Source organism: Minwuia sp. IMCC3060 (assembly GCF_029909435.1).
GTDB lineage: Bacteria > Pseudomonadota > Alphaproteobacteria > Minwuiales > Minwuiaceae > Minwuia.
Genome location: NZ_CP123782.1, coordinates 105744 through 124227 on the forward strand (window position 1 = coordinate 105744; position 18484 = coordinate 124227).

Here is an 18484-nt window from a genome sequence, read left to right on the forward strand (position 1 = left end):
GTATCCACCGGTCAGAGGAAGCGGCGGTAGTCGTATCTGGTGTCCATGGGGGATGCCTCGACTTCGGCTACCGCCGTCTCCGCCAGTTCGATCATGCGGGCATGAAACGGGGACAGCTGGCAGGCGGGATCGGTCGCCCCGGCATCGCCGGTCATGGCCAGCGCCTGGCAGCGACAGCCGCCGAAATCGACGTCCCGCCGGTCGCAACTGCGGCAGGGTTCGGCCATCCAGTCGGTGCCGCGATAGGCATTGAAGGCCTCGCTGTGGTGCCAGATGTCGGACAGGGACCGGTCGCGCACATTGGGAAACGTCAGGTGCGGAATGGTCTCCGCCGCATGGCAGGGCAGCACCTTGCCGGCCGGGGTGACATTCAGTGAACGCCTGCCCCAGCCACCGACGCAGGGCTTGGGTCTGCGGGCATAGTAGTCAGGCACCACGGCATCGATGACGATCTGCCCGGCGAAGTCCGCGCGCGCCTGGTCGACCGCTGCGGTCGAGGTGCGGACCTGTTCCGCCGTGGGCATCAGGGCGTCGCGATTGCGCAGCGCCCAGCCGTAGTACTGGACATGTGCGATCTCGATCCGCCGGGCCCCGAGATCAACGGCGAACTGCACCATCTCCCGCACCCGATCAGCATTGCCGCGATGGATGACGGCATTGACGGTCAGCGGCAGACCGAGGCCGGTCACCTGCGCGGCCAGTTCCAGCTTCCGCGCGTGTGATCCCTGCATCCCCGAGACATGATCGGCGTGGTCCGAAATATCGCCCTGGAACGAGATCTGGACATGATCCAGCCCGGCATCGGCGAGCGCATCCAGCTTCGCCCCGGCGACGTTGATGCCGGATGTGATCAGGTTGGTATAAAGGCCGACATCCCGGCAATGGGCGGTGATCTCGACAATATCCGCGCGTGCTGTCGGCTCGCCGCCGGACAGGTGCACCTGCATGACCCCCAGGGCTGCGGCCTCGGCGAAGACCCTCTTCCAGGTTTCGGTGTCGAGTTCGCCGGAGCGGCGGTCGAGGTTCTCCGGATTGGAGCAATAGGGGCAGGACAGGGGGCAGCGATGCGTCAGTTCCGCCAGCAGGCCGAGCGGCGGATCAATGGCCGTGCCGTCAGTCATTGCCGGTCAGGTCCAGCAGGCGCTTGTCCGCCAGCCCCTGCAGCATCGACTTCACATCCCGGTCGATCTGGGCACGGTCGGCGGCGAAGGTCCGGGCAAGGTCATCGACGATCATCGCAACGGTGGCGGTGCCATCGATGCGTTTCAGGACCTCGTTCGCAATCGGATCAAGCTTCAGCACGCGCTCCGGTGCCATCAGCGTGAAGCCGCCGCGGGCCTGATCCTCGCGCAGCCGCACGCCGCGCGGCAGGGCCGGAATGGTGGCATCGCCAATCATGGCCGATAGGCGCCCGGCGGAATCTGCCCCGGCGCGACATAGGCAGAGTACAGCGCATCCAGCTGGGCCCAGAGCACGTTGCACTTGAATGTCAGGGCATCCAGCACCGCCTGCTGCTGATCCGGCCGTACCGCATGTTCCCGCACGTAGTTCAGCGCGAAGTCGGAGTCCCTGGGGGCCTGGGTCAGGCGCTTGCTGAAGTAGGCAAGAGTCTCCGCATCGACGAAATCGTAGTTGGCCAGCATCCCGGAAACCCGTTCCGAGATGATCGTCGGGGAGAACAGTTCGGTCAGGGAGGAGGCGATGGCTTCCAGCAGGGGCTTCTCCGCCACGAAATGGACATAGGCCTCCACCGCGAAGCGGGTGGCGGGCAGGATGCCGACCATGTCCCTGACGTAATCGCGGTCCAGCCCCAGTCCGGTGGTCAGCCGCAGCCAGCGCTCGATCCCGCCATCGTCACCGCCGCGCGGGCCCTCACCCTCATCCTCGCCGTCGTGATCGACGATACGGCGGCGCCATTCCCGGCGTAGCTCGACGCTGGGCAGACGCGCCATCAGCAGGGCGTCCTTCTTCGGGATATGGGCCTGATAGCAATAGCGGTTCAGCGCCCAGGCCTGCACCTGTCCCCTGTTCAGGGCACCATCGTGCAGCAGGCGGTGAAACGGATGCAGGTTGTGGTAGCGACGGGCGCCGATGTCGCGCAGGGCTGCCTCCAGCCCGTCGGGATCCAGGGGCCGGTCGGCGCTCACATATTGTGGCAGTTCAAAGGTGTTCATGCGGTCACGGTCATGCTGTCTGCCAGCGTTTCACCCCGGGGCGGGCGGACCGGAAACCGGCGCGTGGCTGCCCCGTCCCGTCACACAGCCGCATATGGCGGATGTCCGATCCGGGAATGTCAAACGGTGGACCTGAAACGAAAACGACCGACCGGTTTCCCGGCCGGTCGTCCCGTCAAACGCCTGAAAGGCGCAATCAGAATTCGGCGGGGAAGTAACCGTTGATTTCCATGCCGATGCAGATCTCTTCGATACGCGGTGTGGACCAGGCCATGATGTTTTCCTCCGTTTTTTTGTTTTAGGGCAATCGAACTGGCGTAAATGCTACAACACAGGCCGGTCAGCCCCCAAGGACTTTTCTGTATGGATTTCTATCCAGCAGCCTTGACGGCACGCTGTGCCATCACGCCGACCAGATGCGCCCGATAGTCCGCACCGGCGTGGATGTCGCTGTTCAGGTCATCGGCGGAAACCGAAATGCCCTTCAGCGCGTCGGCGGAGAAATTGCCGGACAGGGCCGTCTCCATCTCCGGGACGCGGAACACGGCAGGACCGGCACCGGTCACGGCCACCTTCACGCCGCTGCTGCCCTTGGCGACGAAGACGCCGACGATGGCATAGCGCGATGCGGGGTTGGGGAACTTGGCATAGGCTGCCTTCTCCGCCGTCGGGAACACCACTTCGGTGATGATCTCGTCATCCTCCAGCGCGGTCTCGAACATGCCGGTGAAGAAATCCTCCGCCGCCAGCTCCCGCTTGGTGGTGCGGACCGTCGCGCCGAGTGCCACCAGCGCCGCCGGATAATCCGCCGCCGGATCGTTGTTGGCGATGGATCCGCCGATGGTGCCGCGGTTGCGGACCTGCGGGTCGCCGATCCCTTCGGCCAGGTCGGCCAGAGCGGGAATGGCAGCCTTCACATCGGCGGAGGCAGCAACATCGGCATGGCGCGTCATGGCACCGATGACGATGCTGTCGCCATCCTTGCGGATGCCTGCCAGATCGCCGAGGCCACCCAGGTCAACCACATCGCTGGGGCTGGCCAGACGCTGTTTCAGCGTCGGGATCAGGGTCATGCCACCGGCCATCAGCTTGCCGTCCTCGGCCCCGGCAATGGCCGACTTCGCGGCATCCAGGCTTCCCGGCTTCACATATTCAAATTCGTACATGGTGTCCCCCTTACTCGGCAGCCTGGGCGGTCGCGCCCTGATTGACGATGTTCCAGATCTTCGCCGGTGTTGCCGGCATGTCGATATGCGTGACGCCGTAGTCGCGCAGGGCGTCGACTACGGCATTGATGACCGCGGGCGGTGAGCCAATGGCACCGGCCTCGCCGCAGCCCTTCACACCCAGCACATTGTGGGTGCAGGCCGTGACCTCGTGATCCACCGTGAATGACGGCACATCATCGGCGCGCGGCATGCAGTAGTCCATGTAGGAACCACTGAGCAGCTGCCCGCTGGAATCATAGGCCGCATTCTCGAACAGCGCCTGGCCGATGCCCTGCACCAGTCCGCCGTGCACCTGGCCCTCGACGATCATCGGGTTGATGACATTGCCGAAGTCGTCGGTGGCATGCATGGCCACGATCTCGAGTTCACCCGTGGCGGGATCGATCTCGACCTCGCAGATGTGCGAACCGGACGGGAAGGTGAAGTTCTTCGGATCGTAGAACGACGTCTCCTCCAGCCCCGGCTCCAGCTCCTCCAGCGGATAGTTGTGCGGGACATAGGCCGTCAGGGCCACGTCGCCGAAAGGCACCGCCTTGTCGGTCCCGGCCACCTTGAAGATGCCGTCCTCGAAGACGACGTCCTCGGCGGAGGCTTCCATCAGATGGGCGGCAATCTTGGTCGCCTTGTTGATGATCTTGTCCGTCGCGTTGGACAGGGCCACACCACCCACCGCCATGGAGCGGGAGCCGTAGGTGCCCATGCCGAACGGGATCTTGTTGGTGTCACCATGCACGATCTCGATGGAGCCGATATCCACGCCCAGCTTGTCTGCCACGATCTGGGCAAAGCTGGTCTCGTGCCCCTGACCATGGCTGTGGCTGCCGGTCAGCACCTGGATGGAGCCGGTGGGGTTCACCCGCACCGTGGCACTTTCGTAGAGACCGGCGCGGGCGCCCAGGGCACCGGCGATGTTGGACGGTGCAATACCGCAGGCCTCGATGTAGCAACTGATGCCGATGCCGCGCAGCTTGCCGCGCTGTGCGGCTTCCTTGCGGCGTTCCTCGAAGCTGTCCCACTTGCTGGCGGCCAGCGCCGGGGCCAGCGTCGCCTCGAAATCGCCCGTGTCGTAGGTCAGGGCGACCGGCGTGTCATAGGGGAACTGGTCCGGCTGGATGAAGTTCTTGCGCCGCAGTTCGATGCGGTCGATCCCCATCTCCGCCGCGGCCTTGTCGACAATGCGCTCCAGCAGATAGGTCGCTTCCGGCCGGCCGGCACCGCGATAGGCATCGACGGGCACGGTATTGGTGAAGGCCGCCTTGACCTCCGCATAGATCACCGGGGTCGTGTACTGCCCGGCCAGCAGGGTGGCGTGCAGGTAGGTCGGGATCGACGGGGCAAAGGTGGACAGATAGGCACCCATGTTGGCCAGCGTGAACTCGCGCAGCGCCAGGAACTTGCCGTCGGCGTCCAGTGCCAGCTCGACCTTCGTGATGTGGTCGCGGGCATGGGCGTCGGACAGGAAGGCCTCGGTACGGTCGGAGGTCCATTTGACCGGACGCTCCAGCACCTTGGCGGCCACCGTCATGATGGCTTCCTCGGCATAATGGTAGATCTTGGAGCCGAAGCCGCCGCCCACGTCCGGGGCATAGATGCGCAGCTTGTGCTCCGGGATCTGCAGCACGAAGGCGCCCATCAGCAGCCGGATCACATGCGGGTTCTGGCTGGTGGTGTAGAGCGTGTGCTCGCCGCTGGCATTGTCATAGTCACCGATGGCGCAGCGCGGCTCCATGGCGTTCGGCACCAGGCGGTTGTTGATCAGTTCCAGTGTGGTGACGTGGTGCGCCTTCTCGAACGCGGCATCCACGGCCGCACGGTCACCGATCTCCCAGTCGAAGCACTGGTTGTCCGCAGCCTCGTCATGCACAGCGGCCGGCGCGTTCTGCAGCGCCTCACGCATGTCGATGACGGCAGGAAGTTCGGTGTAGTCGATGTCGACCAGTTCGGCCGCGTCACGGGCCTGGGTCTTGGTCTCGGCGATCACCACGGCGACGGGATCACCCACATGGCGGACCTTGCCCTCGGCCAGGATCGGGTGCTTGGGCTCGATCATCGGTTCCTCGCCCTTGCCGATGACCTGCCAGCCACAGGGCAGGCCGCCGAAGGCCGCGAAGTCCTCTGCCGTCAGCACGGCGACGACACCCGGCGCGGCCAGCGCCGCGGCCTTGTCGATGCTGTTGATGGTCGCGTGGGCGTGGGGAGACCGCACGATGATGGCGTGGGTCTGGTTCAGCAGGTTGATGTCGTCGGTGTACTTGCCGCGACCGCGCACGAACCGAAAGTCTTCCTTGCGCAGAACGCTGGCGCCAATTCCCTGTTCAGTCATGTTGCCTCCTCAGGGCCCGTGTCCGCCGTTGAATCCGGCGTTTGTGCCATGGGGCCCGTTTCCTGGGGTTGGGGTGCGGCGGTCTTCCGCCGCCGTCACCCGATCATGCTACTGCCGCGCGATGGCTCAGCCGCGCATCGCCTCCGCACCCGCCTTGATGCTCTTGACGATGTTGTGATAGCCGGTGCAGCGGCAGATGTTGCCCTCCAGCCATTCACGGATCTCGGTCTCCGACGGATCGGCGTTGTTCTTCACCAGGTCGATCGCGCTCATGATCATGCCCGGGGTGCAGAAGCCGCACTGCAGGCCGTGGTTCTCGCGGAACGCGGCCTGCATCGGATGCAGGTCGTCGCCGTTGGCCAGTCCCTCGATCGTGGTGACATCGGCACCGTCGGCCTGAACCGCCAGCATGGTGCAGCTCTTGGCGGAATCGCCGTTCACATGCACGACGCAGGCGCCGCACTGGCTGGTGTCACAGCCGACATGCGTGCCGGTCAGGCGCTGCTGATCGCGCAGGAACTCGACAAGCAGGGTGCGCGATTCAACTTCACCGCTGACCTGCTTGCCATTGATCGTCATCGTCACGTTTGCCATGTGACCCCGTCCTCCCTTGGTCGAAGAAATCTTGTGTGCATCCTGTATCGGCTTTGCCTCAGGCTCAAGAGACGAGAGCGACCAGAACGAGAATCAATCCTGCAGCCCCCAGGAACCAGATCCAGGCAGGCAGTCGCCCGGACCCTGCCGGCTCCGGTTTCGGAGGCTGTGAAGGCGCGGCCTGCGGCGTCGGGCGCATCTCGGTCTCCGGCTGCGGCACATCGCTGACCGCCACCTCCGGTGCCGGGGTGTCCGCATCCGCCGGATCGGTCTCTGCCACCGGCTGAGCCGGTGCCGCATCCGGGGCTTCAGCTTCCGGTGCCGCGGCTTCCTGCGGCTCCTCCGGTGCGCTGCTGTCGTCCGGTGTCTCGACATGTTCCCGGAAGTTGCTGAAGAACTGGTCGGCCAGCTTCTTGGCGGTGCCATCGATCAGGCGGGAGCCGATCTGGGCCAGCTTGCCGCCGACCTGGGCATCGACTTCATAGCTCAGCACCGTGCCGCCGCCGTCGCGGGCGTCCAGGCGCACATCCGCGCCGCCCTTGGCAAAACCGGCTGCGCCGCCCTTGCCGGACCCTTCGATGCGATAGGACTCGGGCGGGTTGAGATCCTTCAGTTCGACGGAGCCGTTGAACTTGGCCTTCACCGGTCCGACCTTGGCGGTCACCGTTGCGGTCAGTTCGTTCTCTCCGGTCTTGTCCAGGGACTCGCAGCCGGGGATGCAGGCGCGCAGTACCTCCGGATCGTTCAGGGCTTCCCAGACCTTCTGCCTGTCTGCCTCGAGTTCGTAGGTTCCGGTGATCTTCACTGGCTCACCTCCCTGTCAGGTTGGGCTGTTCGGGCGCATGGACACCCGAAGCGATTGTGATTGGCCGGAAACGTAGTGCGTCCGGAGCCCATTGCCCAATCAGCGGCCCGCCCTTACAGGGATTTGCGTCCCTATGACGCATCCATTCCGGCCGTCGCTGCCGCACCCTGAGACGCATGAGCTACAAGATAGATATCGCCGTCGTCGGCGCCGGTGCCTGGGGCAATGCCCTGCAGGCCGCCATTGGCCGTGCCGGTCCCGGAACGACTCTTGCCGGGCGGGACGTGGACCAGCAGCGCAGCGCCATCGCCGGGGCTGACGCACTGCTGCTGGTCGTGCCTGCCCAGACGATCCGGGGCGTCCTGCAGGAACTGGCCGACAGCATTGATCCCGCTCTGCCCATCCTGATCTGCGCCAAGGGCCTGGAACGTGAAACCGGAGCCCTGTTGCCCGAAGTGGCGGCGGAGATTCTGCCGCACAATCCGGTGGGCATGCTCTCGGGTCCGAACTTCGCCGGGGAAGTCGCGCGCGGCCTGCCTGCCGCGGCGGTGCTGGCCTTCGACCCGTTGCAGAAGGCCGAGTACTGGGCCGCCGCCCTCGGGTCACCCGCATTCCGCCTCTACGCCAGCGATGATGTGGTGGGTGTGGCGTTGGGGGGGGCCATGAAGAACGTGCTGGCCATCGCCGCAGGGGCCGTGACCGGTGCGGGGCTGGGCCTGAACGCCCGTGCCGCGGTGATCTCGCGCGGGCTGGCGGAACTGCGCCGTCTCGGCCGCGCCATCGGTGCCCGCGATGAAACCCTCGCCGGTCTCTCCGGGCTCGGCGATCTGGTGCTGACCTGTACCGACGAGACCTCGCGCAACTATGCCTTCGGTGCGGCGCTGGGGCGTGACGGTGATCTGCCCGATGTACTGGTCGAGGGGGTGCATTCGGTCGAACCGCTGGTGCAGCGCGCGGCTGCGCTGGGGGTCGAGCTGCCCATCGCCATGGCCGTGCATGAGGTGCTGCACCTCGGCACACCGCTGCGTCAGGCGGTGGCCGACCTGCTCGCGCGTCCTGTGGGCGCAGCAGGGAACTGAGTGTCCGCCGTCAGGCTGCCGACGGCCTCAGATTTCGGCCTTCAGGAAATCGTGCACGGTGTCGTAGAGCGCGTGGCGACAGCTTTCCAGCAACATGGAATGGGTCGCGCCGCCGATCAGGGTGAAACGCTTCTCCTGCGCCGAAGCCAGCCGGTCGAAGACATCGCGGCCCTGTTCCGGTGTCGTTTCATGATCCCATTCGCCCACCACGACCTGTGTCGGGCAGGTGATGCGTGACGGATCCCACGTCGGGTCATTCTTCAGCCAGTGCTGCTGCACGTCCTGCACCACACCCGCCGGTGCGCGCAGGAACGGTGGCTGGTGGCTCCCGGCTTCCGGGTCGGTGGCCACGGCGGCGTCCGCCCAGGCGCGCATGGCCTCCGGTGTGCTGATCGCCGCCTTCTGATCCTCGTCCAGACCGATGCACCAGCGGCTGACCACCGCCTCCGCCTCGACCTTCCGCCACGCGCCGGGGATACCCATTGCACCGATCCCCTGTGTCGAGACCCGGCACCAGAGCGCCCCGGAAAGCACCAGTCGACGGACCTTGTCCGGGTTGCGTGCCGCGACTCCGCCGCCAATCGCGGTTCCCCAGGAATAGCCGACCAGGTCGAGCTGCTGAAGGCCGCGCCGGGCCAGAATGAAGTCGATGGCGCGCTCCACGTCCTGTTCGGCCACCGCGGTGCGGATGATCGGCGGATTGTCCTCCGCCGGGGCTGCCATCTCGGCCGGGCGGTCGGACAGGCCATAGCCGGGCAGGTCAATGCACCAGACATCGAAGCCACGGGCGGCCATCCAGTCCATCCAGGACACCCCCTCGACCGGATAGTCGAACATGATGGTGGAGGGGTAGGTCGCGCCATGGATGAACAGGACCGCCGGACCTTCCGCGTCCTGATGCTTGTTGCGCAGGGCCGTCTTCAGTCCCGGCAGGCTGCTGTCGATGAAATGATCCGTGCTGTTCATGCTGTCCGCCGTCGCCATCACATCACCGCCCCGATCTGCCAGGGCAGGAACTCGTCATCGCCGAAGCCCAGCCGCTCCGAACAGGTAAGGTCACCGGAGGCGACCTCTATGATCCGGTCGAAGATCATCTGCCCCATCTCCTGCACCGATTTCTCGCCATCCACCACCAGACCGCAATTGATGTCCATGTCGTCGGACAGCCGCGAATACATCGCCGTGTTGGTGGCCAGCTTCATCGACGGCGTCGGCTTGCAGCCGAAGACGGAGCCGCGCCCCGTGGTGAAACAGACGACATTGGCCCCGCCCGCGACGAAGCCGGTGACGGAGACCGGGTCATAGCCGGGGGTATCCATGAAGACGAAGCCCCTGGCGGTGATCTTCTCGCCGTAGCTGTAGACATCGACCAGGTTCGTCGTGCCGCCCTTGGCCGCCGCGCCCAGGCTCTTCTCCAGAATGGTGGTCAGGCCACCGGCCTTGTTGCCCGGGCTGGGATTGTTGTCCATGGAGCCGCTGTTGCGGGCGACATAGTCTTCCCACCAGTGGATCTTGGTGATCAGTTTCTGCGCCACCTCTTCCGATACCGCGCGGCGGGTCAGCAGGTGCTCGGCACCATAGATCTCCGGTGTCTCGCCCAGACAGGCGGTGCCGCCGTGGCGCACCAGCAGGTCGGCGGCCGCACCCAGCGCCGGGTTGGCCGAGATGCCGGAGTAGGCATCGGAGCCGCCGCATTCCAGGCCCAGGATCAGTTCGGATGCCGGGATCGGTTCCCGTGCCTTGGCGTTGGCGTGGGGCAGCATCTCCTTCACCAGATCGATGCCCTTCTTCACGGTGGCTGTGGTGCCGCCGGAGTCCTGGATGGTGAACATGTGCAGCAGCGGCCCGGGTTTCAGCCCCTCCACATCCATCATCATGCCCAGCTGGGCGGCCTCGCAGCCGAGACCGATGAACAGCAGCCCGGCGAAGTTGGGGTGGCGCGCATATCCGGCAAAGGTGCGCGACAGCATCCGCATGCCCTCGCCGTCGGAGGCCATGCCGCAGCCGGTACCGTGGGTCAGGGCCACCACGCCGTCGACGTTCGGGTACGCGGCCAGCATCTCGGGGCTGCGGAAATGGTCGGCGACATAGCGGGCCACCGTGGCGGAGCAGTTCACGGAGGTCAGCACGCCGATGTAGTTGCGGGTCGCCGCGCGGCCATTGTCACGCCGGAAGCCCTGAAACACGGCGCGCTCATGCTCCGCGAAATGGTCCGTGGGCCGCACGTCCTGGCCGATGGCATAGTCCCGCTCGAAATCGCCGAACAGGCAGTTGTGGGTGTGGACATGGTCGCCGGGCGCGATTCCGCCCTCCGCAAAGCCGATGATCTGATTGTACTTGCGTACCGGATCGCAGGGACTGATTCCGCCCAGCGCGATCTTGTGACCGGCGGGAATATGGTGGTTCGCCGTGACGCCATAGGGCGCGATCCGCGTACCGGGCAGGATGTCCACCCGTGCCACGGCCACGTTGTCGGCCCCGTCAAGCCGGATCGTCAGAGCTTCGGTCATTCCCCGTCCTCCCCTGTTTTGCGGGCAAGGATAGGCCCTATCCACGGCTTTGCGAAGGGGATGTCACCAGGGGACTGACTTGCTGTTCTGGTCCAGGAACGCGCCGTTCTCGGCAGGTGTCAGCCTGTCGATCACCGACAGCACCTCCGTTGCGGCGGTTTCGGGGCTTCGTACCTTCAGTCCACGCGCGGCGAAGGGGGCGGATAGGCTGGTTGCGACCGTGCCGGGATGCAGGGCGACACAGATGGCGTCGGGGTTGCGGCGCTGCAGCTCGATGGAATGCGTGCGGATGATCTGGTTCAGCGCCGCCTTCGAGGCGCGGTAGCTGGTCCAGCCGCCCAGCCTGTTGTCGCCGATGCTTCCCACGCGCGCCGACAGCGCGGCGAAGACGGCTTGGCCGCTGGAAGGCAGCAGGGGCAGCAGGTGCTTCATCACCAGTGCCGGGCCAATGGCATTGATGGCAAAGGCCTTCGCCATGTGCTCCGGGTCGAGATGTCGCCAGGTCTTCTCGGGCCGGTAGCGCGCGTCATGCAGGAAACCGCTGGCGACAAGGACCAGCCGCAGGGGCAGGGATCCAGCCCGGATGCGCCGCGCCAGGTCGGCGATGGTTTCCTCTTCCAGCAGGTCGACGCGGTTCTTTCCGGCACGGGTGGTGCGCCACACGTCCTGCCAGTTGCCGGACCTTTCCAGACCGTCGGCCAGCGCGCTGCCGATCCCGCCGCCACCGCCGATGATGACGGCAAGTGCGGGATCGGTCGTTTCCGAGGGCATGACGGGACTCCTGCGACGGTCACCTCCGGAGGCTCCGGCTGCTGTCCGTTCTACGCATCCCGGGCAGGAGGGATCACCGCCAGAGACCCGGTATTGGCGGCAGGCCGCGAACATGGCTCGACAGCGGCGGGCGGAAAGGATAGGTTCCGCGCCGCTCACCCATATCCAGAACCTTCTCAGCAACCGGATTTTCCAGCATGAAGATCAACGGCAATGCGATCCGTCCCGGCAACGTGATCGAACACAAGGGCGGCCTCTGGCGGGCTGTCCGCATTCAGCATACGCAGCCCGGCAAGGGTGGCGCCTACCTGCAGGTGGAACTGAAGAACCTGCGCGACGGGTCGAAGCTGAACGAACGGTTCCGCTCCGCCGAGACGGTCGAACGCGCCCGGCTGGAGCAGAAGGACTACCAGTACCTCTTCACCGACGGTGAGCTGGTGACCTTCATGGACACCGACAGCTACGAACAGATCAGCATCGCCGCTTCCCTGGTCGGGGAGCAGGCGGCCTATCTGCAGGACGGCATGATGGTGCAGGTGGAGATGTACGAGGAAGAGGCCCTGGGCCTGATCCTGCCGGAGCATGTGACGCTGGAAGTGACGGAGACGGAGCCGGTGGTGAAGGGGCAGACAGCCGCGAACAGCTACAAGCCCGCCATCCTGGACAACGGCATGCGCTGCATGGTGCCCCCTTTCGTTGGCGTTGGTGAGAAGGTCGTGATCGCCACGGCCGAAGGCACCTACGTCAGCCGCGCCTGAGAGGCTGAACGCGGTGCGTAAATCCCCCCTGATCAATGTCATGGAGCGCGCTGTCCGAAAGGCTGGGCGGTCGCTGCTGCATGACTTCGGCGAGATCGAGCAGTTGCAGGTGTCCCGCAAGGGGCCCGGCGACTTCGTCACCAACGCCGACCTGCAGGCGGAACGGATCCTGCGCGAGGAACTGCAGCGTGCGCGCCCCGACTTCGGTTTCCTGCTGGAAGAAGGCGGGGAAGTGAAAGGCGCGGATCCGGAGAGCTTCTGGATCATCGATCCGCTGGATGGCACCACGAACTTCCTGCACGGCATTCCGCATTTCGCCATCTCGCTGGGCCTGCAGCAGCATGGTGAACTGGTTGCCGGCATGGTGCTGGCCCCGGTCGGTGACGAGATGTACTACGCGGAAAAGGGGCGGGGTGCTTTCGTCAACGACAAGCGCCTGCGCGTTTCGGGCCGCACGCGCATGGATGAATCCGTGTTCGGTACCGGCATCCCGCACATCGGCAAGGACGGCCACGCCACGTTCCATCGCGAGATGCAGGAACTGACCGGACGGGTCGCCGGTATTCGCAGGCTGGGCGTCGCCTCGCTGGACCTGGCCTATGTCGCCGCCGGCCGGTTCGAGGGATTCTGGGAGCGTGACCTGAAGGCCTGGGACATGGCCGCCGGGATTGTCCTGGTCCGTGAGGCCGGTGGCCTGGTGACGGACCTGAACGGTGGCCGCAAGATGCTGCAGACCGGCAGCATTGTCGCCGGAAACGGGCAGATGCAGCAACCGCTGCTGCAGGCCCTGAAGGATGCGTCGAAACGCAAGGCTGCCTGATTTTCGCCACAGGCTTACCGGATCATCGGCAATCCGCTGGGTACCGGGGGGTCATGGCGGGTTTTGATCTGGACGAGCGATGCAGTAATGTCCGCCCAAACAGGTCTGGAGGGCAGTGAACTTGGCAACCTGCGGCGAGGGCAGGCAGACGCCTGAAACGAAACGTGCGCGCGCGGCATCGATGATGGTGTTCGCGATCGGCATCGGTGCGCTGTCGTTCAGTGCGCCTGTCATGGCGCAACAGGGTTCGGTCTGGATCAATCCCGACATCGTTGGCGATACCTCTGTCTCGCAGCTGCAGCCGGGCCTTGTGTCTCCGGGTCCGCAACGCTATCGGCTGCCGTTCAACAAGCCGTCCGGGCCTGTACGGCTGACGCCGCCGGGCGCGCGCAACAGCAATAGCAACAGCAGCAGTGTCGGTGCGACGGCGGGGCGGGCACCGGTCCTGTCGCCGCCTGCTGCACCACGTGCGCCCGTGACGGTCGCCCGGCAGCCTGCCGCCGCTGCCCCCGCCCCGGCAACATCGCCGGAGAGAACCGTCGCAAGACAGGTTGAACCGCCTGCTGCGGTCACGCCTGTTCCGACGCCGCCACCCGTTGCAACCACGACCAGCGAACCTGAGCCGGCCAGGACCGAGCCGCGCGTCATCCGCCCGACGGCGCCGGCCACGGTGGAGGCTCCGGCGGCAGCCCCGACACCGCCCAGTGCCGAACCTGCGGCCCCGCCCCGCCAGGTTGCCACCGCGGCACCCGCCGCGACGGCTTCTGCCGCAGCGGGCGCGACGCGTGTGCTGTTTCAGGGGGCGTCCGAGGATCTTGATCCGGCGGGCCGCGCGGCGATCCGTGACGTTGCCGCAAGCCTGAAGGACACCAGCGACCGTATCCAGATCAGGGCCTATGCCGACAGCGAAACCGAGACAGAGGGCTGGAAACGGCGCCTGTCGCTGCGCCGTGGCAACAATGTCCGCCTGGCGCTGCTGGACGAAGGTGTCCAGAGTTTCAGGATACTGCTGCGTGCACTGGGCGCACCGACCGATGGCGGCCCGGGCAATCGCGTCGATCTCATCACTGAAAGCAGGTAGCGTATGATCCAGCCTTCTGTCTATTTGACACGGATCGCGATCTTTTTGGTCATTGTCGCGGGTGTCGTGGCGGCTCTGCACGAGGCGCTGCTCGGCATCTTCATGACCAATCCGGTGCTGAACGGGCTGATCCTCGGTGTGCTGCTGATCGGAGTGGTCTACGTCATACGTCAGGTGCTGCTGCTGCGCCCTGCCGTGCGCTGGGTGGAATCGTTCCGCCGCAATGACCCCAGCCTGTCGATCCAGACCGCCCCGTCGATGCTGTCGCCGCTGGCCACGATGCTGCAGGAGAAGAAGGGACGGGTCAGCCTGTCCACCATGTCGCTGCGGTCGCTGCTCGATTCGATCAGCTCCCGGCTGGACGAATCCCGTGACATCTCGCGGTACCTGATCGGGACGCTGGTGATCCTGGGCCTGCTGGGCACCTTCTGGGGCCTGATCGACGCCATTACCTCCGTCGGCAGCTCGGTGCGCGGCCTGACGGTGGAGAGCGATGACGTCGGCGATATCTTCGAGGCGCTGAAGCTGGCGATCCTGCAGCCGATGGACGGCATGGGCACGGCGTTCTCGTCGTCGCTGTTCGGTCTGGCCGGTTCCGTCGTCCTGGGTTTCATCGAACTGCAGGCCAGCCAGTCGCAGAACCGGTTCTACAACGACCTGGAGGAATGGCTCTCCAGCTTCACGCGCCTGTCCAGCGGTGCCGCGGGCGGCATCGCGGAGGGTGAGGGCTCGGTGCCTGTCTATGTGCAGGCCCTGCTGGAGCAGACGGCGGACAGTCTGGAGAACCTGCAGCGGATCATGGCACGGTCGGAGGAATCGCGCGTTTCCGGCAACCAGACCCTGCTGCAGCTTTCGGAACGTCTGGCCAGTCTGACCGATCAGATGCGCACTGAACGTGACCTGATGGTGAAGCTGGCCGAAGGGCAGATGGAACTGAAACCGATCCTGCAGCGCATTGCCGTGGCCACGGAACAGGGCTCCGGCGACAGCGCCGCGGATACGCACCTGCGCAACATCGATGTCTATGTGACCCGCCTGCTGGAGGAAACGGTGACCGGACGGCAGCAGACGGTCGATGAACTCCGTTCCGAGATCAAGGTGCTGACCCGGACCATTGCGGCGATTGCCGACGAAGGTCGCTGATGCCCCGGCATCGCAGGCAACGTGTAGAGAACAACATCTGGCCGGGCTTCGTGGATGCCCTGTCGGCGCTGTTGCTGACCTTCATCTTCATGATGGTGATCTACACGCTGGCGCAGTTCGTCCTCAGCTATTCGCTGTCCGGCAAGGATGAGGCACTTTCCCGGCTGACGGCGGAACTGTCGGAACTGCAGTCGCTGCTGTCCAGTGAGCGCAGCGCCAACGAGGACCTGCGGGAGAATGTTTCCCAGCTTTCCGCCGCCCTGAATGAATCGACGGCGGCGCGTGACCTGCTGACGCTGCAGATCGCCGACCTGCAACGCCGCGCCTCCGATGCCGAGCGCCGCCTGGACGAACGTCCCGAGTTCTCGGAGGCGGATCGGGCCGAGATGGAGGCCCGCATCGCGGAGTTGCTGGCCCGGGAAGCCGCCCTGGCCCGTCGTCGCGACGAATCCGACAGTGCCCGCGCCCGCTCCGATCAGGAACTCAATGACCTTCAGGCGCTCTATTTCGAGGCGCAGGACAGGATCACCGAGCTGGAGAACCGTGTGCTGGAACGGCAGACGGAAATCGCCGACCTCAATGCCGATCTGACGGCGGCGCGCAACCGGCTGACCACAACCCTTGCCGAGCTCGACCGGACACGCGAGAGCCTGGATCAGGAGCGTGACGCGCGCCAGCAGGGCCAGGCCGAACTGACCGAGGAGCAGCGCATATCGGAGGCAGCCCGCCGACAGGTGAACCTGCTGAACCTGCAACTGGCCGACCTGCGCAAGCAACTGGCGCAGATCCAGGCCCTGCTGGACGAGTTCGAGGCGAAGGATGCCGAGAACAAGGCGACCATTGCCGATCTCGGGCAGCGTCTGAACCGGGCGCTGGCGGCACAGGTCGAGAAGCTGTCGCGCTATCGCTCGGAGTTCTTTGGACGACTGCGGGAAGTGCTGCGCGGGCAGCAGGGCATCCGCATCGTGGGCGACCGGTTCGTGTTCCAGTCGGAGGTCCTGTTCGGTTCCGGCAGCGCCGAGATGGGGGTCGCCGGACGCATCCAGCTCACCAAGCTGGCCGAAACGCTGATCGATATCTCCCGCAGGATTCCCGATGACATCAACTGGATCCTGCGGGTGGACGGGCACACGGACAGCGTGCCGATCAGCACCCCGCGGTTCCCGTCGAACTGGGAACTGTCGGCGGCGCGCGCCATCGCGGTTTCCAAGTATCTGATCCTGCAGGGGCTGCCGCCGGACCGTCTGGCCCCGACCGGTTTTGGCGAGTTCCACCCGATCGAGCCGGGTGACAGTGAACTGGCGCGGCGCCGGAATCGCCGTATCGAACTGAAACTGACGGAACGGTAAGCGACCCGTCGGACTGATCGTCGGCCCGGCCCGGCAGCCGTGACTGCGGGGCCGGGCCGACACTTGTCGAATCAGAGGTTGCCCAGGACCGCTTCGGCGCCGGAGACGGACATCTCGCCCGGATTTTCCTCGACGGCAAGGTGCGAGACCTTGCCGTTGTCGACAACCATGGCAAAGCGGGTGGCGCGCTTGCCGAGACCGCGTGCGGAGAGGTCAAGTTCCAGGCCCAGCTTCGCGGTATATTCGCCAACGCCGTCGGCCAGCATCATGACCTTGTCGCCCACGCCCTGATCCTTGCCCCAGGCGCCCATGACGAACACGTCGTTGACGGACAGGCAGGCCACGGTATCGACACCCTTCGCGCTCAGTGCCTCGGCATTCGAGACGTAGCTGGGGACGTGCTTGGCGGAGCAGGTCGGGGTGAAGGCGCCGGGCACCGCGAACAGGACGACCTTCTTGCCGCTGAACAGTTCATCTGTGCTGATCGGTGCGGGTCCTTCGGCGGTCATGCGCATCAGCATGCCTTCGGGCACGGTATCTCCAACCTGGATGGTCATCTTGTGTCTCCTTGAATGGTCACGATGGTGTTCTTGAACGGGGCGCAGGATGGCGCAACGCGTCTGTGGTTGCAAAGCTGAACTGCGCGGCAGTGCCGGTGAAGGCTGCTGCCGCCCCGAGACATCGAACCGGTGCGCCGGTCACGGGTCGGTCTGGATGGCTCCGGTGGTCTCGATCGCCCGACCGGCGCCATGCAGGGTGACGGTCAGTTCGCTGCCGGGCAGGGCACGCAGGGCGTGGTCGCTGCCGTCGACCGGAACGGTGCAGCGGATCCGCCCCGGTGCCGCCGTGTGACACGCGTCCCTGCCGAAGACCACGTCACGGCTCCCCTCGATGATGACCGATGGTGACCCGATTTCGAAAGGCGGTGCGAGGTCCAGCAGAAGAATTCCGCGATCCTCGTCCCCCGTGCGCGAAAGTCTCGCTGCCTGCAGGACACCGGGCATCCTCGCCGGTGTCGCGGCGAGTGAACTGGCGATGGCAATGCCATGCCGGTTCTTCGGCAGGTCGTCGGCAGGCAGTTCGAGTGACAGTCGGGCCTCGACGGGCACGCAGATGTCGGCGCAGGCGGCGTAGCTGAGGGCGACCCGCACTGTCGTGGGGCGGTCACGGTCCCGACCATCCAGGGCAACGGGAAGCACCAGGCGATCGGCGTAGCCATAGGTCCGCAGCCCCCAGAACTCGAAGGTATCCGGCAGCGGCCAGGAGATCGCGCCGGGTGTGACCCCTTCGCTGTCATCCCAGTCCGCGACCGGCGGATAGCCGGCATCGCCGGGACTGCGCCAGTAGACCTTCCACTTCGGGCGAATGACGAATTCCAGCGCAATCATCTCCTGTCCTGTCGCCGTTGCACCAGCGATGAGCCTGACTTCCGCCTCCGGAATGCCGCTCCAGTCAGACGTGCTGCGCGCACCAAGAGCCTCATGTCGCCCCAGGGTCAGCAGGACAATGGCGGTGACCAGCAACAGAACTGTCCCGGAAAGCCATCGGCTTCCGCCAGGGGAGTCATGTGTCTGCTGTATGTGAGTCATGCAAAGGCCACCCGTTCTGATCCTGCACTGCAGATTTGCACCGGCGGCTGTCATTGGCCCATGACAATGCAAACAACAATACGTGTGAGTGTCTTTTTTGTCTCCCATGGGACAGGGCCGCTTGACCGCGACCCCCGCCCTCGGTAAAGACCGCGTCACCGTGGCGGGTGTAGCTCAGTCGGTTAGAGCGCCAGATTGTGGCTCTGGAGGTCGCCGGTTCAATTCCGGTCACTCGCCCCATTTTCCTGCGGATTCGCGC

The 18484-nt window shown here is 65.5% G+C and carries 17 protein-coding genes, 1 tRNA gene and 1 pseudogene; 7 read left to right on the forward strand and 12 right to left on the reverse strand.

The window, feature by feature from the left end:
* Window positions 1–11 precede the first annotated feature (11 nt).
* The 7 genes and pseudogenes from pqqE to QGV54_RS00515 form a co-directional block, all read right to left on the reverse strand.
* The gene (pqqE, locus tag QGV54_RS00485) at window positions 12–1121 is read right to left on the reverse strand and encodes a pyrroloquinoline quinone biosynthesis protein PqqE (RefSeq protein WP_281018844.1); all 1110 of its coding nucleotides are present in this window, start codon (window positions 1119–1121) and stop codon (window positions 12–14) included.
* Window positions 1114–2174 (reverse strand): annotated as a pseudogene (pqqC, locus tag QGV54_RS00495) (pyrroloquinoline-quinone synthase PqqC). Before pqqC ends, pqqE begins: the two are co-directional and overlap by 8 nt.
* A gap of 196 nt (window positions 2175–2370) precedes the next feature.
* Window positions 2371–2448, reverse strand: coding sequence for a pyrroloquinoline quinone precursor peptide PqqA (gene pqqA / locus QGV54_RS19805; RefSeq protein ID WP_348637665.1), 78 nt, complete (start codon window positions 2446–2448; stop codon window positions 2371–2373).
* A 97-nt stretch (window positions 2449–2545) separates the two neighbouring features.
* Entirely contained in the window at window positions 2546–3340 is a 795-nt protein-coding gene (locus tag QGV54_RS00500) for a xanthine dehydrogenase family protein subunit M (RefSeq protein ID WP_281018841.1), read from the reverse strand.
* A 10-nt stretch (window positions 3341–3350) separates the two neighbouring features.
* Window positions 3351–5726: a xanthine dehydrogenase family protein molybdopterin-binding subunit gene (locus QGV54_RS00505; protein ID WP_281018840.1), complete on the reverse strand. Its 2376-nt coding sequence runs from the start codon at window positions 5724–5726 to the stop codon at window positions 3351–3353.
* A 126-nt stretch (window positions 5727–5852) separates the two neighbouring features.
* Window positions 5853–6320, reverse strand: coding sequence for a (2Fe-2S)-binding protein (locus QGV54_RS00510; protein ID WP_281018839.1), 468 nt, complete (start codon window positions 6318–6320; stop codon window positions 5853–5855).
* Window positions 6321–6384: 64 nt separating this feature from the next.
* Window positions 6385–7125, reverse strand: a complete 741-nt coding sequence (locus tag QGV54_RS00515; protein ID WP_281018838.1) for an SRPBCC domain-containing protein — start codon at window positions 7123–7125, stop codon at window positions 6385–6387.
* A 176-nt stretch (window positions 7126–7301) separates the two neighbouring features.
* On the opposite strand from QGV54_RS00515, the gene QGV54_RS00520 reads away from it, so the two are divergent.
* Window positions 7302–8204, forward strand: coding sequence for an NAD(P)H-dependent glycerol-3-phosphate dehydrogenase (locus tag QGV54_RS00520; protein ID WP_281018837.1), 903 nt, complete (start codon window positions 7302–7304; stop codon window positions 8202–8204).
* 27 nt (window positions 8205–8231) lie between these two features.
* Here the strand turns inward: QGV54_RS00520 and QGV54_RS00525 are convergent, their stop codons facing one another.
* The 3 genes from QGV54_RS00525 to QGV54_RS00535 all read right to left on the reverse strand — a co-directional run bounded on the left by QGV54_RS00525 (window position 8232) and on the right by QGV54_RS00535 (window position 11485).
* Window positions 8232–9188 (reverse strand): alpha/beta hydrolase, encoded by a 957-nt coding sequence (locus QGV54_RS00525; RefSeq protein WP_281018836.1) that lies wholly within the window; start codon window positions 9186–9188, stop codon window positions 8232–8234.
* Window positions 9188–10714 (reverse strand): altronate dehydratase family protein, encoded by a 1527-nt coding sequence (locus QGV54_RS00530; RefSeq protein ID WP_281018835.1) that lies wholly within the window; start codon window positions 10712–10714, stop codon window positions 9188–9190. Before QGV54_RS00530 ends, QGV54_RS00525 begins: the two co-directional genes overlap by 1 nt.
* Window positions 10715–10777: 63 nt before the next feature.
* Window positions 10778–11485 carry an SDR family NAD(P)-dependent oxidoreductase gene (locus tag QGV54_RS00535; protein WP_281018834.1) on the reverse strand — a complete coding sequence of 236 codons (708 nt, stop codon included), beginning with the start codon at window positions 11483–11485 and terminating at the stop codon, window positions 10778–10780.
* 197 nt (window positions 11486–11682) lie between these two features.
* On the opposite strand from QGV54_RS00535, the gene efp reads away from it, so the two are divergent.
* From efp to QGV54_RS00560, 5 genes are all read left to right on the forward strand, one after another.
* A complete protein-coding gene (gene efp / locus QGV54_RS00540) occupies window positions 11683–12243 on the forward strand; it encodes an elongation factor P (RefSeq protein WP_281018833.1) in 561 nt (186 codons plus the stop codon).
* Between the two features lie 13 nt (window positions 12244–12256).
* Entirely contained in the window at window positions 12257–13063 is an 807-nt protein-coding gene (locus QGV54_RS00545; protein ID WP_281018832.1) for an inositol monophosphatase family protein, read from the forward strand.
* Between the two features lie 121 nt (window positions 13064–13184).
* Window positions 13185–14144: an OmpA family protein gene (locus QGV54_RS00550; RefSeq protein WP_281020034.1), complete on the forward strand. Its 960-nt coding sequence runs from the start codon at window positions 13185–13187 to the stop codon at window positions 14142–14144.
* Between the two features lie 3 nt (window positions 14145–14147).
* Entirely contained in the window at window positions 14148–15287 is a 1140-nt protein-coding gene (locus QGV54_RS00555; RefSeq protein WP_281018830.1) for a hypothetical protein, read from the forward strand.
* A complete protein-coding gene (locus QGV54_RS00560; protein ID WP_281018829.1) occupies window positions 15287–16636 on the forward strand; it encodes a peptidoglycan -binding protein in 1350 nt (449 codons plus the stop codon). The genes QGV54_RS00555 and QGV54_RS00560 overlap by 1 nt, the downstream gene beginning before the upstream one ends.
* A gap of 71 nt (window positions 16637–16707) precedes the next feature.
* Here the strand turns inward: QGV54_RS00560 and QGV54_RS00565 are convergent, their stop codons facing one another.
* Window positions 16708–17193 carry a peroxiredoxin gene (locus QGV54_RS00565; protein ID WP_281018828.1) on the reverse strand — a complete coding sequence of 162 codons (486 nt, stop codon included), beginning with the start codon at window positions 17191–17193 and terminating at the stop codon, window positions 16708–16710.
* Between the two features lie 141 nt (window positions 17194–17334).
* Window positions 17335–18159 carry a protein-disulfide reductase DsbD domain-containing protein gene (locus QGV54_RS00570; protein ID WP_281018827.1) on the reverse strand — a complete coding sequence of 275 codons (825 nt, stop codon included), beginning with the start codon at window positions 18157–18159 and terminating at the stop codon, window positions 17335–17337.
* A gap of 229 nt (window positions 18160–18388) precedes the next feature.
* Between QGV54_RS00570 and QGV54_RS00575 the strand changes: the two genes are divergently transcribed.
* Window positions 18389–18465: transfer RNA gene (locus QGV54_RS00575), tRNA-His, on the forward strand.
* Window positions 18466–18484 lie beyond the last annotated feature (19 nt).

Bases quoted from the DNA above. Each gene is read 5' to 3' on its own strand.
- QGV54_RS00535 (WP_281018834.1), bottom strand. From the start codon at position 11,485: ATGCCCTCGGAAACGACCGATCCCGCACTTGCCGTCATCATCGGCGGT.
- QGV54_RS00560 (WP_281018829.1), top strand. From the start codon at position 15,287: ATGCCCCGGCATCGCAGGCAACGTGTAGAGAACAACATCTGGCCGGGC.
- pqqE (WP_281018844.1), bottom strand. From the start codon at position 1,121: ATGACTGACGGCACGGCCATTGATCCGCCGCTCGGCCTGCTGGCGGAA.
- QGV54_RS00530 (WP_281018835.1), bottom strand. From the start codon at position 10,714: ATGACCGAAGCTCTGACGATCCGGCTTGACGGGGCCGACAACGTGGCC.
- QGV54_RS00505 (WP_281018840.1), bottom strand. From the start codon at position 5,726: ATGACTGAACAGGGAATTGGCGCCAGCGTTCTGCGCAAGGAAGACTTT.
- QGV54_RS00525 (WP_281018836.1), bottom strand. From the start codon at position 9,188: ATGGCGACGGCGGACAGCATGAACAGCACGGATCATTTCATCGACAGC.
- QGV54_RS00510 (WP_281018839.1), bottom strand. From the start codon at position 6,320: ATGGCAAACGTGACGATGACGATCAATGGCAAGCAGGTCAGCGGTGAA.
- efp (WP_281018833.1), top strand. From the start codon at position 11,683: ATGAAGATCAACGGCAATGCGATCCGTCCCGGCAACGTGATCGAACAC.
- pqqA (WP_348637665.1), bottom strand. From the start codon at position 2,448: ATGGCCTGGTCCACACCGCGTATCGAAGAGATCTGCATCGGCATGGAA.
- QGV54_RS00500 (WP_281018841.1), bottom strand. From the start codon at position 3,340: ATGTACGAATTTGAATATGTGAAGCCGGGAAGCCTGGATGCCGCGAAG.
- QGV54_RS00520 (WP_281018837.1), top strand. From the start codon at position 7,302: ATGAGCTACAAGATAGATATCGCCGTCGTCGGCGCCGGTGCCTGGGGC.
- QGV54_RS00565 (WP_281018828.1), bottom strand. From the start codon at position 17,193: ATGACCATCCAGGTTGGAGATACCGTGCCCGAAGGCATGCTGATGCGC.
- QGV54_RS00555 (WP_281018830.1), top strand. From the start codon at position 14,148: ATGATCCAGCCTTCTGTCTATTTGACACGGATCGCGATCTTTTTGGTC.